We start from the raw sequence: 14293 nt of genomic DNA, 5'->3' as shown, positions 1-14293 counted from the left end.
GCTAAACCATGCTAATCAAGGGGATGATAGTGAAAAGGGTTTTATTAATTTTAGCTTTTGTCGGGCTAACTGGTTGTGACAATCCACCTGCGAAAAACAATGTTTCCGCAACAGATCCGAAGCCAAGTATTTCAGAAATGATAGCGAACGGGACTGAGGAAAAAACTTCACAATGCACCAAGGGAAGTGTGTCTTTAAATTGTGAGTTTCTTTCTGGAGATCTGCTAGGCACTGGTAAGTGGCATTATGCAAAAGTATTCATTTCAAAAGACGGAAAGGTTGATGTGACCGTTGATGAGGAGAGATTCTTTTCTGTCGGCACTGATAGTTATTTCCACGAAGGTGTGGATGTTGGATCATTCAAATTCAAAGGTGTTAAAGACTCCAAAGCTGAAGTAAGGCTCAGTAATTCCAACTCAGGTTCAACCATCAGTCTCGATGTATGGAATGCAGCAGAGAAGCAGTTCATGATGGCAAATTATTAACCACCAAACCCACCCACAATCCAACCGAACTCGAGCCTCGCTAACGCGGGGCTTTTAATTATCGCCCAATGCCTTGCGGGCAAATGGGCGGACTCATCACTTGCATTGGGGCAGAGTCGAAATTTGGCAGTTAACTGCTATTTCATAAGCATGGCTAAACCAGCAGTCGTAACTGTTTGAACGACTGATTTTAGAGCTTCAGTTGATAGTTCTCCCAGAGTCGACTTTGCTTTATGCTTGTCAGCATCACTCAGGTTCGATATGGCAATAAGGTCCTCAAGCACCACGACAGCATCTCGATGAAACTTGATGGAATGCACGTTAAGTATGGCACCCAACCCGCCGTCGTCTCTAATAAAATCAATACCTTTACTAGTGATTTTCAAGCCTTCTAATTGAACGAAAATTTTACCCGACAGATCTTTTCGAAAAAGACATTCAAGTAGTTCATGTTCATGCAGATAAAAGAGATTCGCCACTAGATTATCTATATTTCCAAAGGACTGCATATAATATGGTTTACGCTCTTGCGTAATTCCATAAGGTGCTCGGTCATACAGTTCTTTTAGTAGTTCGTGCTGAGCAGTTCTATTGTATTTATCCATTGATAATTCCTGTGTAATTATGTCAGGAGTAATTATTGCAAGTGCATTATCTGAGCATGTTAACATGCTTTCAAGATTAACTGCTGCTTTCTATAACGATACCTTATGTAGTTTGGAATTGTTATTTATCTATCGAACCCAGCTACGGCTGGTTTTTTTATGGAGCAAATATGGCAGTTGCAACTTACAGCTGGCGATCGCAGCTCGGTGCCGGGCCTGTCGAATATGGTCAGACCGTGCGATCGGCGCAGTTCGGCGATGGCTATGAGCAGGTGGCCGAGAACGGCATTAACTCCACGGCCATTCAGGTACCGATGAAGCATGCCGGTACCGAAGCGGAAGTAAACACGATCCGCGACTTCCTGCTGGCCCATACCGTTAAGGCCTTCATCATTACGCCGCCGGGCGAAGAGAAGGGGATGTATCGCGTTGTCGCCGACTCTGTTCGCAAAAACCAGATCAACAGCAAATTCGCTGAGCTGACCTTCACTATCAAACGGGCTTATGGAGTTTACGCATAATGGCACTTGTCGATCAGGCGGCGATGCTGGCACCGGGAGGCAGAGTCCGCCTGGTCGAAGTAGACGCCTCAGAGTTCAGCGGCGGGATCCACCGCTTTCACTACGCACCATTCCCCCATACGCCAGCAGAGATTGATGCGGCGGGCGGCGACGAGGCTAAGCTCGGGCCGAAGCCGATAATCTGGGGCGGTGATGCATTCGAGTTCTGGCCCTTCCAGGTGGCGGATCTGGCGCTTTCAACTGACCAGGCCGCCGAGCCGAAGCTGAGCGTGTCTAACCTCGACGGGCATATCACCGCGCTGTGTCTCCAGTTCAAAGACATGGTGAATGCGAAGGTCAGCATCATCGACACCTACGCCATTTATCTGGATGCGGTGAACTTCCCGGGCGGCATTAATCCAACAGCAGATCCGACGGCGTTCTCCCTGCAAACGTTCTGGCTCGACACCAAAACCTCGGAAGATGACGAGGTGGCTGGCTGGGCAATGAGCAGTCCGGCTGATCTGCAGGGGCTGGTGATCCCCACCCGGCAAATCACATCACTCTGCGAGTGGGCGCTGCGCGGGCAGTACCGCAGCGGTGACGGGTGCGCCTATAACGGCACAGCATATTTCGACGCAAAGGGTAATGCTGTGGCCGACCCGGCGTTTGATGTGTGCGGCGGCTGCTTAAGTGATTGCCGTAAGCGATTTGGTGCTGGCCTGGCGGAACCGAATACCGCGACCCTCGATTTCGGCGGCTATCCAGCGACCGTGCTTTTCTCCCGATAACCGGATATCAAAATGAATAAAACGATTATGGCGGCGATCCGGGCGCATGCGCTGGAGGAATCCCCGCGCGAGTGCTGCGGCTTTGTCATTCAGTCCGGGCGGCGTCAGCGCTATGTGCCGGTACCGAACAGCCACGAAAACCCAACTGAGCATTTCCGTATTGATGGCGAGCACTGGGCGAATGCAGAGGATACGGGAACCATTGTCCGCGTCATTCATTCGCACCCGGGCGACGGCGCCCGCGCAATAGCATCAGACCTCGACAGGCAGCAGTGCAATAACTCCGGCGTGGTCTGGGGCATCTACGCGCCGGACGGCGATGAATATGCCGAGATAACACCGGACGCCATCCCGCTGATTGGCCGCCCGTTCATCCTGGGCTCTCACGACTGCTGGGGGCTGGTCATGGACTGGCATGCGACCCAGGGCGTAACGCTGACTGATTTCCGCGTCGATTACCCGTGGTGGGAAAGCCAGTACCCGGACAACCTTTACTTCGATAATTGGGAGAGAGAGGGATTCGTTGAATGCGACCCGGCTCCTGGGTGCATGGTCATCATGCAGGTCGAATCCGGTAAATGGAACCATGCAGGGGTCATCACCGAGGAAGGCGAGCTGCTGCACCATCTTTACGGTCAGCCCTCCTGCGTCACGCCGTATGCCCGCGGCTACTTCAAAGACCGGACGATGATCTGCGTTCGCCACAAAAACTTATCACAGGAGATTCAACCATGGCGCGACTAACTACTATCCGTCTGTACGGTGCGCTCGGCGCACGATTCGGGCGCGTGCATAAACTGGCGGTGCAGACGTCGGCAGAAGCCGTAAAGGCGCTCTGTATCAACCTGGACGGGCTGGAAAGCTACCTGATGAACGCAAAAAAAAACGGCATGACGTTCGCGGTGTTTCGCGGCAAGCGCAACATTGGCGTGGACGATTTTAAGGACCTGTCCGGTGATAGCGATATCCGCATTGCTCCAGTGATGGAAGGGGCAAAGAAGGCGGGCATGTTCCAGACCATTCTCGGGGCGGTCATGGTTGTGGCTGGAATTGTCACTGGGGTGCTTACTGGCTGGACAGGGGTAGGCCTAACATTTGCTGCTGGGCTGATAATGTCAGGCGGTTCGATGATGGCCGGTGGTATCTATCAGATGCTTTCCCCCCAACCCAAAGGCCTGCAGGGGCGCGACGATCCCGATAACAAACCCTCCTACGCCTTTGGCGGCTCAGTGAATACCCTGGCGATGGGCAACCCGGTCGCGCTGCTATATGGCGAACGTGAGATTGGCGGCGCCATTATCTCAGCGGGGATCGTCGCTGAGGACATCTGACAGTTTCTCACTCTTCAATTAGCACCCTTTCGGGTGCTTTTTTTATGGATGCAATATGGCAACGATTACTGGTGCAAAGGGTGGCAGCAGCATACAGCACACGCCCGTAGAACAGCCGGACTCGGCCCAGTCAATGGCGCGCTGCCGCATGCTGCTGGCGCTGGGTGAAGGGGAATTCGCTGGTGGGCTGGACGCCACTCGAATTTTTCTGGATGGCACGCCGCTGGGGAATGCTGACGGCTCAATGAACTTTGAGAACGTTACCTGGGATTTTCGCCCGGGCACCCAGACCCAGACGCCGATCCCCGGCTTCCCTGCTGTCGAGAATGAAACCAGCATCGGGGTTTCGCTGACGAAGGTCACGCCCTGGACGCGTGCGATCAGCAATACGCAGATTGACGCGCTGCTGGTGCGCATCGGCATTACCGGCCTGCAGCAGCAGGAGAATGACGGTGATATCGTCGGCACTACCGTCAGATACCACATCGATTTGTCCGTCGATGGCGGCGCATACGCAACGGTGCTGACTAAAACCGTGACGGAGAAACTCAGTTCACTGTACGAGCTGACCCACCGCATCAATCTCCCGAAGGCGAACAGCAGCTGGCAGATCCGTGTGGTGCGCGATACCGACGACAGCACCAGTCAGATGCTGCAGAACAAAACGCAGGTGCAGGCCATCACTGAGGTGATTGACGCCCGCCTGCGCTATCCGCATACCGCGCTGCTGTACGTATCGTTCAATGCCAAGTCGTTCAGTAATATCCCGAAGATTTCCTGTAAGCCGAAAGGGCGCGTAATCCGCATTCCGCAGAACTACGATCCGGTGGGTCGGGTCTATAACGGCACATGGGACGGTACATTCAAATGGGGCTGGACCAATAACCCGGCGTGGATCTGGTTCGATGTGCTGACGGAGCCACGCTTTGGCCTGGGTCGCCGCGTGTCGGCTGACATGCTGGATAAGTGGGAGCTTTACCGGATTGCTCAGCGCTGCGACCAGAAGGTGCCGGACGGTAAGGGCGGTACCGCGACAGAGCCGCGTTTTATGTTCGACGTTTATATCCAGGCGCAGGCCGACGCGTGGCAGGTGATCAAGGATATCGCCGCAGGCTTCAACGGGATGACGTTCTGGGGCAACAACATGTTCAATGTTGTTTCGGACATGCCGGCAGACACGTCGAAGTTGCAGATCCTCACCCGCGCATCCGTTGTGGGTAAGCCGAACTACTCGAGCGGTAGCGAGAAGAACCGCTACAGTTCGGCGCTGATTAACTTCAGCGACCCGGACAATCACTATCAGGACCGCACCACCGCCGTGATGTTCCCCGACCTGGTGAAGCAGTTCAAATTTAAGCAGACGCAGCTGACGGCGATCGGGTGCACGCGAGAGAGCGAGGCGCAGCGCCGCGGCGGATGGGCGGTCTATTCCAACTCTCTCGATCGCATCATCACGCTGCAGACCGGACTGGATGGCTTTGTGTACGTGCCGGGCACGGTCTTTGCCTTTGCTGATGAGCGGTTATCCGGGCGGATTTATGGCGGGCGCGTCGTGGATTACAACGCCGGGCTCAAGGCAGTGACAACGGATCGCGGCACCAGCGCCGTCGCCGGTGACACCCTGATGATCCGTACGCAGGGCGGCACGGTTGAAAGCAGGGTAATCCAGGCGGTAAACGGTTCTCAGCTCATTGTGGCCACGCCGTTCACTGCCGCGCCAGCACCAAACGCTGTGTTCGTCATTGATGCGGGCCAGCTGCGCCTGCAGTACTTCCGCGTAACGAGTCTGGCGTTTAACGACGAAGAAAACACGTTCACCATCACCGGCGCGGAATACAACGCGTCGAAATATGATGCGGTCGATAACAATGCCCGGCTGGATATCCCGCCAATCAGCATGATCCCCACGGGAATTGTCGGCCAGCCCGGCAATGTTGTGGTGTCGAGTTATGACTCTGTGCGCCAGGGGCAGCGTATCGCCACTCTGGTGGCGTCCTGGGATACGCCGCTGGATAAAGCGGGCAAGCCTCAGGCTGATATCGTTGCCTATCAGGCGCAGTGGCGCAGGGGCGATAGCGAGTGGGTTAACGTCCCTCAAACTGGCCTGCGTAATATTGAAGTGCCTGGCATCTTCGAGGGCGACTACCTGGTGCGCGTGCGCGCCATCAACGCTGGTGGCGCGTCCAGTCTTTGGGCAACGTCTGTGCTGACGCACCTGAAAGGCAGAACGGGCAATGTGCCGATGCCGGGTAATTTCCGCACCACGCCGCTACTGTGGGGCGTTCAGCTGGACTGGGATTTTCCTGCGGGAACGGGCGATACGCTGCAGACGGAAATTCAGTATTCCACGGTATCAACCGGGGCGAACGCCATGCTGCTGGCCGGGGTGCCGTATCCCCAGCACAATTATCAGCAGCTTGGTCTGAAAGCCGGAGTGGGGTTCTGGTACCGCGCGCGGCTTGTCGATCGCACCGGCAACCAGTCAGCCTGGACGGGCTGGATTCAGGGCAGCAGCAGCTCGACCGCTGCCGACTACCTGGTGGATCTCGATAATCAGATTAAAGGCACCGATACCTACAAAGACCTCGTCAAAGAAATCACCGATATCAGCGGTGATATTCAGTCAGCGCGTGATGATATCAGCACGGTCACAACGGAGTCGGCGGCCACTAAAGCGGGCCTGACGCAGGAGGTTGCAGATCGTAAAAAGGCGATCACCGATGAGGCGACGGCGCGCGGGCAGGCATTACTGACCGAGAAGAACGAGCGCGTCGCGGATATCAGCAACGTCAACCAGACGATTCAGACCACCGCTGAATCGCTGGCTCAGACGATGGCGCAGATTTCTGCCGGTACTGGAACCCAGTTCGACCCGGCCAAAATCTGGTACTTCGATTCGACGGCAGAGGGCTGGACCGGGAACGGGACTCCCACAATCGTTGACGGGTGGATTCGCCCCGCGAACCATTCCACTGACCCGTGGGTGGCATCGCCGGGATCGCTGGCTATCAGTTCCTCGTCCTATCGCTTTATCAAACTCCGCATCAGGAAATTCGGTGCGCCGGGCTGGGCGGGACAGCTGCGGTGGCGTGGCACTGGGGGTTTCAACGACACCAACATGATCACCGTAACCGAGCCTGCCTATGACGCGAACGGTATCGCAACGGTGGAGTTCGACAACATCCCGTGGCTGACAGAAACCACGATGAACCAGCTCAGACTGGACCTGTCCACCAAACAGGACGCGACAAATTATTACCTGATTGACTGGGTGGCGATCGGACGACCAACGCCCGGCGCGGGTATGGCGGCGCTGCAGCAGGAAACGACAGCCCGTGTTGCTGGCGATCAGGCGGAGTCCACGGCGCGTGAGACGCTGGCGACGCAGATCCGGGGTGGCTATACCGGTGACGATCCGTCGAAACTGGCATCGGGCCTGCTGTACACCGAACGTCAGGCGCGCATTACTGCGCAGCAGGCAGAGGTGACCGAGCGGACGAAGCTGGAGGCGAAAGTTAATGACAACAACGCGTCCGTAACGCAGGAGCTGGCAACGCTAACAACTGAGCAGGAGGCTCAGGCTACCGCGCTATCAAGTCTGAATACGGCTGTTGGAAAGAACACTGCCGCCGTCACGCGCATTGATAAAGCCGTTTCTGATAACGATAAGGCGCAGACCTCCGCGCTGGCGGCGGTTAAGGCGACTACTGACCAGAACACCTCAGACATCAGCACTGAAACCACGGCCCGCACGGATGGTGACAGCGCGCTCGGCCGCCGCATCGATACGCTGAAAGTTGAAGTGGACGGCAACACGGCCAGCAGGGACAGTGGCCTTATCGGCAACGTTACCAATGCTCTGGCCAACTTCATGGCATTCTCGGATCAGCGCGTCACGTTCGCCGTTGGCGAAACGAAAACGGCAGCTGAAATCACCGAGGCGAAGAAGACCGCTGCGGATGCCACCAGTGCCCTGGCTGAGCAGGTCACCACGCTTAAAGCGACGGTTGAAACCAACGGCCAGACTAACGCTGCAGCTGTCACCCGCATCGACAAAGCCGTGGTGGATTTATCAACCGCTACGGCGTCCAGCATTCAGCAGGTGACGGCTGCGATTGGTGATACCAATGCCAATGTGCAGACGACCAGCCAGGCTGTTGCCGATATCAGCGGCAAGCTGAGTGCGCAGTGGGGCGTTAAGGTCCAGGTGGAAGCCAACGGCGTGAAGCGCATCGCGGGTATTCAGCTGGGCATCGACGCCACAGGCTCGTCCAATTTCCTCATTTCTGCCGATACGTTTGCGTTGTACAACCCAACGACCAACGGACAGGAGCTGGTATTTGCCGCCACCGGCGGGCAAATGTTCCTGAGGTCTGTGTTTATCCAGGATGGTTCCATGGATAACGGCAAGATTGGCAATTATATCCAGTCCAGCAACTGGGACGGTACGGGGAATGTCGGCTGGCATATCAATAAATCCGGGTATGCAACGTTCAATGGTGTAACCGTTCGCGGGACGATCTACGCCACCAACGGGAGTTTCAGAGGAAGCATTGAAGCTACAAGCGGTAGCTTCAGGGGCACGGTAGAGGCTACGTCCTTCATTGGGGATGTTGCCAATGTGGGTGTGGGGGCTGACGCTGTCACGACAGGTGCTGACACGGCATCCAGGACCATAACGTTTACTGATTCCTCTTCTTCATCCCTGGACAAATCCGCGCTGCTTGAGGCGATGATTTTTGCATCAGGACTGACAGGCGCAACGGCAGTAAACATCAGTTTGAATATTAACGGAAACGTTCGGGACCTTGGCACTATTACTGTGCCCACTCCCAGTGCTGGTTCGCTCTGGATCACTGTGCGACATGCTGTGCGAAACATTACCTCTAATACGGTTACTGGCACCATTACGGTTGTTGGCACCGGCACATCAAGTAAGCGCATCGCATCCCCAACGATGACAATCACCAGGGGCGCCGGCTCCTTCTCCTGATCCCCAATATGACCAACCTCAACAACCCAGCCCCGGCTGGGTTTTTCCATTATAAGGACATCACGAATGGCCACGATTACCGATGATTTAGCGAAAGCCGTTACGGAAGGTTTTCGACAGGCGCAAATTGATGTCGTCAACCAGGACCTGATTTTATCCGGCACTGGTGACGTCACCGTAACTCTGGCCGATGGCTCGAAAAAAACAGGCCCCAGTTGGACGAAGCTGATTGCCGCCGCGACCGCTGCAGGAACATCCGCCGCAGCTGCGAAAACGTCAGAGACGAATGCGGCCAGCAGTGCGACATCGGCGAATTCATCAAAGAACGCAGCGGCAGACAGTGCTACTGCAGCTGATACCTCAAAGACCAACGCCAAGACGTCAGAAACCAATGCAAAAACGTCTGAGACGAATGCCAAGACGTCAGAAACCAACGCCAAAACCAGCGAGACAAATGCCGCAGCATCACTTGCCGCCGCACAGCTGCTGACGACAGTTCCTTATGAGGAAGCGCCTTACCCTGACGTATGGGCACCGCTCAATGATGACCTGCGCCTGCTGGCTGGGTTTGCTCCATACGATACGCTGACTATTTCGGGGCAGGTGCTGGAGTTACCAACGAAGTCGGCGACATTTACCCGTTCAACTACGGCAACGTATATCGATAAATCAGGGGTGTTGCGGACCGCCGCTATTAATGAGCCGCGTTTTGAGCGTGACGGGTTATTAATTGAGGGGCAGAGTACCAATTACATTTTAAATAGCGAAGACCCGGCGAAGTGGAATAGTAATGGCACTCTTACTAAAGAATCCATTATTGACGGCACTACACAGGCGGTAACATTTAAAGGCACTGTTAATGCCGCTACCAGTTCGAATCACCAGGCTACGGCGAGTGCGGGCATAACTGTCGCTATCGGCGATGTGGTTGTGTTATCCGCGAGGGTTAAAGCCACTTCTTACAGAATCCGATTCAGATTTACGCTTGATGGCGCGCAGATAGCTGACTCCTTTTTTGACGGTAATACCGGCGGGTATATGAGTGCGACCGCAGGCCTCACCTATACGTCGTCTCTTGGGAGTGACGGATATGTATATGTGAGCGTTACATATACAGCCGCAAGTGCGGGGGTAGTAACGGGCGGTATATGGCTTAATAGCGGCACGAACTTACCGATCGGCGCAATAATCTGCGTGCAGACAGCGCAGTGCGAAAAAAATGCAGTCGCGACCAGTTATATACCTACGGGAGCTGCGGCAACGACAAGGGCAAGCGAGCAGCTTACCCTGCAGCCGCAAGGTAATATCGGGTACAGGAATGTAGGAGATGATTTCGCCCGGACCATAGCACTTGAGTTCACAGTGGATAAGTTTGTGCAGCCTACTACGGGCGTCGCTTATGTTGACTTCCTGGCGAACATGGGCGCACGGAATGACATCATCATACGAGGTGTTTCGAGCCAGTTAATTTCTTACCGAGGTTCAGGTGGTATTGCTATTCAAAATGTAACCTACCCATTCAACAAGAAAACATATGTACAGACGGTAGATGTTGCTAACAACAATACCGTAACCGGGTACTTTGACGGCAAGGTTGCTACACGTAACGCAAACATCCCGACGGGACCGACGTCAGCAGGCACGGCAATTATTTTTAATGGTAATTCATTCGCTGTTTACCACATCCGCAATTTTCGTATCTGGCACCGCGTCCTTACCCCTAATCAAATTAACGGACTCCGCTGATGAGAGATTTATACCTGCGTTTTTCTGACGCGACTGACATGCGTCAGGCATTAATCACTTTTGGTTTTCAGGATAACGAAGAGCAGGGCTATTTATATCACCCTGGAATCTGCCTTGACGTCGTAGGTGTTATTTCGACGACTGTCGGTGAAGAGGATCCTTTCGAATATTTAGCTGAACCGGGCTACCACGTGAATCTGCGCGTTGTTGACGATGCTCTGGATTTAACAGGTTTGGACGGTTTCACCGTCAACCCGAAAACACCTGCTCGCGTCTGGGCGTAAGGAAATAGCATGGCAAACAGAATTGACAGCATTGAGTTAACCCAGGCTAACGGAACGTGGATTTCACTGGTGAGCGTCACATCCGCGCCGGGTAATAATACCTCTACGAACGGGGGCTATCTCCGGTCAGAGCTTCGGGTAGGGGCAAACCTTGATAGTTACGCCGCTGTGCGTGCAGTTCGTTCGGTCAGTAACACGGGTGTCATCAGTCGCTTTGCTGCTATTCAGGCGGGTAGCGGCTCTTCGGACGGGCCGGACTTCACCTTTGGGATGGATGGTGTTGGGCGATCCCCGGATAAATGGTCCTCCGATAGCAAAACGGTGTCAGCGTGGTCTGGTGTTATCAGTGCGAAGGGTGCCTTTTACGGTGAGGACCTCAATCTTTCGACCATAGCGACTAGCAGCTGGGTGATGCCTCTGCTAACGAAGAAAACGCACAATAATAATCTCGCAGGAACTACGGTGGGCGTTGCTGCATTGTGGCCCGGCAGCGGGCAGTACAGTGAGTGTTACCTCTTGTCTGCCGGGGATGATGGCGGCGTCGCTCGCCTCAGTGTCCAGGCCGGCCGCAGCGATGTTTATTTTTACATTGGCTCCTCGACGTATGCCCTTAATAAAACAGTCGTTTCTGACAGGAGAATGAAAGAGGGCATCGAATACGGCGAAGATGCAGCAGATGAGGCGCTGGCGAACATCGATAATATGAAACCCGTTAATTTCAAATTTATCGACGATCTGCTGCATCGTATGAGGCGCGGTCTTATTGCTCAGGACCTGCAGGAGATCGATGAAAACTACGTCAAGTTGATGGAGTTCATGGGCGACGATATGCAGATGCATGAGCAGCTGCGGCTCGACACTAATGCACTACTGCTTGATGTGCTGCTGGCTGTTCACGCGCTCAGCCGCAAAATAAAGGGGCAGGATGCCCGGCTGACTGCGATTGAAGAAATGCTGAAGGACAAATGATCCGGAGGAAACGTTAGCCGCCCTCGCACTGCATTTCAGTGCTCCGCATTAATAGGCTGCCCCGCATTGATCTGCACTCGCATTAAAACTACTGTATATAAAAACAGTATAAAGGAGCGCAAAACATGCCCCGCGCATACGAAATTCACGCCGCATTTGTGGCCGCCATACAGCACAACCCCAAAGGCTACCGGTGGTTACGCACAGCCGACTTCATCCGCGAACTGGCGAAGGTACACTGGCATTTCAGCCAGAACGACGCTAACGAGTGGATAGAGCGCTATCAGCCCGACTTCGCCGACAGGACGACAGACCATAGCGAGAACCGCCTGTGGATCCTGCGCAATATGGGGAGAGTTCACTAATGGGCTTCCCTTCACCGGCTACCGGCTATATCGAGCAGCGACTTACGCCAGCGAACATATGCATGACGCCAGACAGCCGCATCCTGGAAACGTCATCCGGGTTTGCTGTTATCGAGCCGGTTACCCGGTTGGTAAAGGGGCAGGTTCTGCTGATCCTTAGTTGCGGCCAGACTCAATTCGCACGCTTCTTGGGAAAGGCGTTAATCACGGAGGACGGCGAGGCGATAGAGGGGGTTGCTGCGGAGGAAGTCGAGGTGCTGGGCAGGGTGACGTTCTTCATCAATAGTACAGATGCTGACGACCTGCCCGTATAAATAGTGGTGCGCGGTTACACGTCAAATGCGAAAGGCCTGCGGTCTTCACTTTGAAGGTTTTATTTCTGCTATGAGCGAATATCAGCAATTAAAAGAGGTTTTGTTCAGTAAAGCCTTCAATCTTGTTCTGGATGTCTTTTTAACCTATGCAGACTCAACTGATCACGAGCTTCAGTCTCGAGTTCAATTATTCTGAGGCATAGTTGTTCAACCAGACGTGGTGTGAAAGTTTTAGTAAAACGCGTGACCACATCTATTTCATTTTGGGCCATGAACTTAACGGGTGTGTCGTATGCTGCTTTAGCCATTCTGGTCAATACCAGAAGTTCATCAATCATTACTGTCTTAGTCATCTGATGTCCCGTCACACTGTCTAAAATATGGCCTTCAAAAAATTAGTCTAAAAATTATAACTCTTTTTTGGACTGACGTTGTCGATGAGCTAAGTCTGCTCTTGGCTGTGAGTTCAATGGGTCGATGCAACGCTATCCTTAATCGAAGGGGGACGTTAGTTCTTGACCGAAGAAAACAGGTAAAGAACAAAAATAGACAGTGATAAGGTCGACGCCTTACTGAAAATAGCGAGAGAATACATGCTGTATTCTCTCGCTTACAGGTTTACCTTTTGAGGATTTTTCCTTGTGTGCCGGCATCTGTATCCCGCCAGACATCTTCGCCTTCTAGGCGTCGGTCACCCTGAATGGTGTAAATAATCTTACCCTGTTTAAACTGAAGGCCACCATCCAGTTTCTTAGCCTTAATGCCCTTACCATTAATCGTCACTTTATCATTTGCGTCAATACTGATGTTGGCTACGGCAGCCCCACTATCGCTCATTGCCTGCCATTGACCGGTATAAGGGCTTGCAGTAGAGGCCTTGCTGCTATCGTCATTGACGAATCCAGCCCTAATGTTTTCTGCTTTCGTTTTATTGATATCACACCCCTGGGCTTCGGACACTTGCGTACAGCCGGATTGCTCCAGTTTTTGCCGGTACTCTTTATTAATTGCCCAGGCAGGAGTACTGAGGAAGGATGCTAAAGACAGGTAAAGTAGTATTTTTTTTTGAATCATAATGATGTCCTCAGTCTATTCAGATATTGTCATACGCAGACATAAATTCTCTGGGTGCGTGGAAACGTAATTTTGGATCATAAGATATGGAGCCGGGTATTCGTCAATGGAATGTTTCATTAGTGTCAGTGGGAGCAGAATCAGTAATTGCCCATCACGATAGTGTAGGATCTCATCGACGAGCTTGCCGCGCTGGCGGGAAGTCAGTTGATGAAGAAAATACCCCTGAACGTATATCAGAACACGCTTTTAAGATCTTGTGACCTCATCTTCGTTTCATGGCAACGCCCCCCCATTGATTAAGGATAGCGTTGCATCGACCCGTTGAACTCACAGCACAAAGCGGCCTCCAGTGGCCGCATTACCTTTGTCCATCTTTACAGGTTTAGTCCGATACCATCCACATGTCGGCTTCTTCAAACATCTCCTCAAGCATCCGATTCAGCTTCTCCCGATCACTTTTTCTGGCATCGCTGTTCAAACCGTTCGCCTGCATTGGCTTAACCTTCACCTCTGCAGCGGGAAAGATCCGGTGTACCCGCTTTGTCAGCTCATTGAGAATTATTTCTCTGGCACCTGATAATCCTTCTACATTCCGTTTGTCGTATACCAACTCAACGAACATAACGCCTCCAAAACAACAATGATTTAGTACGCAATTTACACTGTTTTTTTATACAGTTTCAACGATGGGGTGCATAGCTTTTTAAGGAGGTTTTTGGGGCAGGGATGGGGCATAAACATGCCGTGATTACCCTAGGATATTACCTGCCTCGATGTTTTTGCTCTGGCAACATCATGATAAATACCCGGTTATGACGGGCTATTCCGTGGTT

Annotated in this window: 16 protein-coding genes; 11 read left to right on the top strand and 5 right to left on the bottom strand. The window is 53.2% G+C overall.

The genetic code is table 11. The annotated features are described in order from the left end of the window. The first annotated feature begins 29 nt into the window (after nt 1-29). Nucleotides 30-485 (top strand): hypothetical protein, encoded by a 456-nt coding sequence (locus M8014_RS17250; protein ID WP_271283614.1) that lies wholly within the window; start codon nt 30-32, stop codon nt 483-485. A 137-nt stretch (nt 486-622) separates the two neighbouring features. Here the strand turns inward: M8014_RS17250 and M8014_RS17245 are convergent, their stop codons facing one another. Continuing rightward, entirely contained in the window at nt 623-1090 is a 468-nt protein-coding gene (locus tag M8014_RS17245) for a hypothetical protein (protein ID WP_271283613.1), read from the bottom strand. A 170-nt stretch (nt 1091-1260) separates the two neighbouring features. Between M8014_RS17245 and M8014_RS17240 the strand changes: the two genes are divergently transcribed. The 10 genes from M8014_RS17240 to M8014_RS17195 all read left to right on the top strand — a co-directional run bounded on the left by M8014_RS17240 (nt 1261) and on the right by M8014_RS17195 (nt 12383). After that, nucleotides 1261-1611: a phage tail protein gene (locus M8014_RS17240; protein ID WP_271283612.1), complete on the top strand. Its 351-nt coding sequence runs from the start codon at nt 1261-1263 to the stop codon at nt 1609-1611. Beyond that, nucleotides 1611-2381, top strand: coding sequence for a phage minor tail protein L (locus M8014_RS17235; protein WP_271283611.1), 771 nt, complete (start codon nt 1611-1613; stop codon nt 2379-2381). Before M8014_RS17240 ends, M8014_RS17235 begins: the two co-directional genes overlap by 1 nt. 12 nt (nt 2382-2393) lie before the next feature. Continuing rightward, nucleotides 2394-3125, top strand: coding sequence for a C40 family peptidase (locus tag M8014_RS17230; RefSeq protein WP_271283610.1), 732 nt, complete (start codon nt 2394-2396; stop codon nt 3123-3125). Further along, nucleotides 3113-3712, top strand: a complete 600-nt coding sequence (locus tag M8014_RS17225) for a tail assembly protein (protein WP_271283609.1) — start codon at nt 3113-3115, stop codon at nt 3710-3712. Before M8014_RS17230 ends, M8014_RS17225 begins: the two co-directional genes overlap by 13 nt. A 55-nt stretch (nt 3713-3767) precedes the next feature. Beyond that, the gene (gene gpJ, locus M8014_RS17220) at nt 3768-8705 is read left to right on the top strand and encodes a TipJ family phage tail tip protein (RefSeq protein WP_271283608.1); all 4938 of its coding nucleotides are present in this window, start codon (nt 3768-3770) and stop codon (nt 8703-8705) included. Between the two features lie 66 nt (nt 8706-8771). Next, on the top strand, nt 8772-10451 hold the full coding sequence (locus M8014_RS17215) for a phage head spike fiber domain-containing protein (RefSeq protein WP_271283607.1): 1680 nt from the start codon (nt 8772-8774) through the stop codon (nt 10449-10451). Next, entirely contained in the window at nt 10451-10735 is a 285-nt protein-coding gene (locus tag M8014_RS17210; protein ID WP_271283606.1) for a hypothetical protein, read from the top strand. Before M8014_RS17215 ends, M8014_RS17210 begins: the two co-directional genes overlap by 1 nt. A gap of 9 nt (nt 10736-10744) precedes the next feature. After that, a complete protein-coding gene (locus M8014_RS17205) occupies nt 10745-11704 on the top strand; it encodes a tail fiber domain-containing protein (RefSeq protein ID WP_271283605.1) in 960 nt (319 codons plus the stop codon). A gap of 125 nt (nt 11705-11829) precedes the next feature. After that, a complete protein-coding gene (locus M8014_RS17200; protein WP_271283604.1) occupies nt 11830-12069 on the top strand; it encodes a hypothetical protein in 240 nt (79 codons plus the stop codon). Beyond that, nucleotides 12069-12383, top strand: a complete 315-nt coding sequence (locus M8014_RS17195) for a hypothetical protein (RefSeq protein ID WP_271283603.1) — start codon at nt 12069-12071, stop codon at nt 12381-12383. The genes M8014_RS17200 and M8014_RS17195 overlap by 1 nt, the downstream gene beginning before the upstream one ends. 116 nt (nt 12384-12499) lie before the next feature. On the opposite strand, the gene M8014_RS17190 is transcribed toward M8014_RS17195, so the two are convergent. From M8014_RS17190 to M8014_RS17175, 4 genes are all read right to left on the bottom strand, one after another. Further along, entirely contained in the window at nt 12500-12736 is a 237-nt protein-coding gene (locus tag M8014_RS17190; RefSeq protein ID WP_271283602.1) for a hypothetical protein, read from the bottom strand. A 265-nt stretch (nt 12737-13001) separates the two neighbouring features. Further along, nucleotides 13002-13457, bottom strand: a complete 456-nt coding sequence (locus M8014_RS17185) for a hypothetical protein (RefSeq protein WP_271283601.1) — start codon at nt 13455-13457, stop codon at nt 13002-13004. 15 nt (nt 13458-13472) lie between these two features. Continuing rightward, the gene (locus M8014_RS17180; RefSeq protein ID WP_271283932.1) at nt 13473-13694 is read right to left on the bottom strand and encodes a DUF1722 domain-containing protein; all 222 of its coding nucleotides are present in this window, start codon (nt 13692-13694) and stop codon (nt 13473-13475) included. Between the two features lie 148 nt (nt 13695-13842). Then, a complete protein-coding gene (locus M8014_RS17175; protein WP_271283600.1) occupies nt 13843-14082 on the bottom strand; it encodes a DinI family protein in 240 nt (79 codons plus the stop codon). Between the last annotated feature and the right edge of the window lie 211 nt (nt 14083-14293).

The organism is Silvania hatchlandensis, from assembly GCF_025564065.1.
Taxonomy (GTDB): Bacteria; Pseudomonadota; Gammaproteobacteria; order Enterobacterales; family Enterobacteriaceae; genus Enterobacter; species Enterobacter hatchlandensis.
The sequence above is the reverse complement of the archived record's forward strand: the minus strand, read 5'-3'. Positions and strand labels throughout refer to the sequence as shown.